At 36.8% G+C, this 3,019-nt stretch carries 2 protein-coding genes; both read left to right on the top strand.

The genetic code is table 11. The annotated features are described in order from the left end of the window. Positions 1 to 1,091, top strand: a 1,091-nt coding sequence (locus LQ622_RS14800) for a Rib/alpha-like domain-containing protein (protein WP_239775465.1), incomplete at its 5' end; no start/stop codon positions are given. Positions 1,092 to 1,166: 75 nt separating this feature from the next. Further along, positions 1,167 to 3,019, top strand: a 1,853-nt coding sequence (locus LQ622_RS14795) for a fibrinogen-binding adhesin SdrG C-terminal domain-containing protein (protein ID WP_239775463.1), incomplete at its 3' end; no start/stop codon positions are given.

Genomic DNA, 3,019 nt, shown 5'->3' with positions numbered 1-3,019 from the left:
ATGGCAACACACCAGGCACAACAGAAGTAGATGTGACAGTGACATATCCAGATGGAACAGAAGATCACATAAAAGTACCTGTAACAGTAGGAGAACAAGCAGATAATGATGCTTATGAACCAACAACAGAAGGTGTAACGAAAGACAATGGCACACCAACGACAACAGACGATGTAACAGGTGCGGTAACAATCCCAGATTATCCAGCGGATAAAGAACAACCAACAATCACAGTAGATGATGAAACACAATTACCAGACGGAAATACACCAGGTACAACAGAAGTAGATGTAACGGTGACATACCCAGATGGTACACAAGATCACATAAAAGTACCTGTAACAGTAGGAAATGTAAATGACTTACCAGCGCCAACAATTAATCCAATTGATAATGATGATACTGTCATTTCAGGTTCAAATGGTACACCTGGAAATACTATAGTAATTACTTTCCCAGATGGCAGTACTTCAGAAACTGAGATTGATGATAATGGTAATTGGTCTGTAGATATTCCAACTGATGTAGACTTAAATAAAGACGATGAAATTACAGGTATTGAAAAAGATAATAATGGCAATGAATCAGACCCATCTGTTGTAGTTGTTGTCGATACAGACTCTGATAGCGATGCAGATGCAGACAGCGACGCAGACACGGACAGTGATTCAGACTCTGATAGTGATGCAGACGCAGATAGCGATGCAGACGCGGACAGTGATTCAGATTCTGATAGTGATGCAGACGCAGACAGTGACGCAGATGCAGATAGTGATTCAGATTCAGATTCAGACAGCGACGCAGACGCGGACAGTGATTCAGACTCTGTTAGTGACGCAGATGCAGATAGCGACTCAGATTCAGACAGCGATTCAGACGCAGGCATGTCATCAAATGATTCAAACAATAATGGTGGTAATGGTGTTGCTAATCAATTGAATGAAAATAATCAAGATCATAAAGCAAGCCATAACAAACAATTACCTGATACAGGTGAAGAATCAGAAGTTAATACAACTTTAATTGGTGGTTTAATAGCAGGATTGGGTTCATTATTCTTATTCGGTCGTCGTAGAAAAGAAGATAAATAATAATTTAAAAAATAAAGTGGCTAGAACTTTATGTTTAGTCACTTTATTTTTCAATGCATATTAGGAGGAATAAATATGAAAAACAACAAGAAGCACGGTAGTAAAAAGATAGATTTTATACCAAATAGGTATAATAAATACTCAATTAGAAAGTTTACAGTAGGCACTGCTTCGATTTTAGTTGGTTCGGCTTTATTATTTGGAATTGGTAATGAAGCAAAAGCAGATGAACAAAATAGTAATGAAAGTAATCAAGTTGTAAATAGTCAATCTGAAGAATTAAGTGTTAATGAAGAATCTAACAATAGTAGTGACAAACCAGTTGCTGAAGATAATATAAATCAATCTGAAAATAATGAAGAAGCAACACCAGCAAGTGAAGAAACAGAAGAAGCAACACCAGCAAGTGAAGAAACAGAAGAAGCAACACCAGCAAGTGAAGAAACAGAAGAAGCAACACCGGCAAGTGAAGAAACAGAAGAAGCAACACCGGCAAGTGAAGAAACAGAAGAAGCAACACCGGCAAGTGAAGAGACAGAAGAAGCAACGCCAGGAAGTGAAGAAACAGTTAAGCCAGAGACTTCTGCAAATAGTAACGAATCTAGTGAAAATAATGAGAGTGGAGCTTCTTCTTTAAAAGAGAATGAAGATAAAGAAGAATATTCTTTCGCAGCTATTTCTGAGGATGATGTTAATGATCAAATAAAAGTTGGTGAGTTTAACTTTGATAATAAAACTTTATATCCAAATAATTCTGGATACTCAAATATGAGCGCCAAATTTAGTGTTGATGGTCCTGTAAAAGAAGGGGATTATTTCACATTTGTTATTCCAAATAATTTAACGATTGACGGAGATATTGATTATTCAAAAACGGATAACTCTATGAAATTAGTGGATATTAAAAATGCTAATGGAGATATTGTTGCAAAAGGTGAATACAATGTCATTTCTAAAAATGGTAGATATATCTTTACTGACTACGTAAATGGAAAAGAAAATATTAATGGATTTTTTGAATTACCAATTTGGACAGACAGAAAAAATTCTCCTTATTCAGGTAATTATGATGTTCAGTTTGATATAGCTAATCAAAAATTTGATTCAAATATAGATATTGAATATGGAGATCCATCGATGGGGCTTCCAGGTCAAGATGGAGCAAATGTTTCCTCATTCATTACAAAAGTAGATATAGCTTCTGGGGAACGAACTTATAAACAAACTATATATGTAAACTCTAAAAATAATAATTTAAGAGACACTACTGTGACTTTACAGGGGTACCATAATGATCCAAATACAAGTAGTACAATTCTGAATAAAGATGTTACTAAGTTTAAAGTATATAAATTAGCTGATGGTGCACAAGTAACTGACAGCTATTACGTTGATCCTAATAGTCCTAATTATATTGATATTACAGATGATGTATTACCATATGTTTATGATAACGGCGACAACACAATTACTTTCAATTTTGGTGATATTAATGAAACATTTGTAATTACAATCGATGGTGAATATGACGATAGTGGCGAAAATGTTAAGACTCGTGTTATAGAAACAAATAGTGACATTTATGGTGGAAGCAAAAAGTCTTATTATTGGGATAATGAAAATATAGTTCGCTCTGGTGACGGTGGAGCAGATGGAGATGACTCTGACTCAGACGCCGACGCCGATGCAGACAGCGATTCCGACGCAGATAGCGACTCAGATGCAGACAGCGATTCCGACGCAGATAGCGACTCAGATGCAGACAGCGATTCCGACGCAGATAGCGACTCAGATGCAGACAGTGATGCAGACGCAGATAGTGATTCGGACGCAGATAGTGATTCGGACGCAGATAGTGATTCGGACGCAGATAGTGATTCGGACGCAGATAGTGATTCGGACGCAGATAGTGATTCGGACGCAGATAG

This window comes from Mammaliicoccus sp. N-M50, from assembly GCF_022386995.1.
Lineage (GTDB): Bacteria > Bacillota > Bacilli > Staphylococcales > Staphylococcaceae > Mammaliicoccus > Mammaliicoccus sciuri_A.
This window is presented reverse-complemented; position numbering and strand designations above follow the sequence as displayed.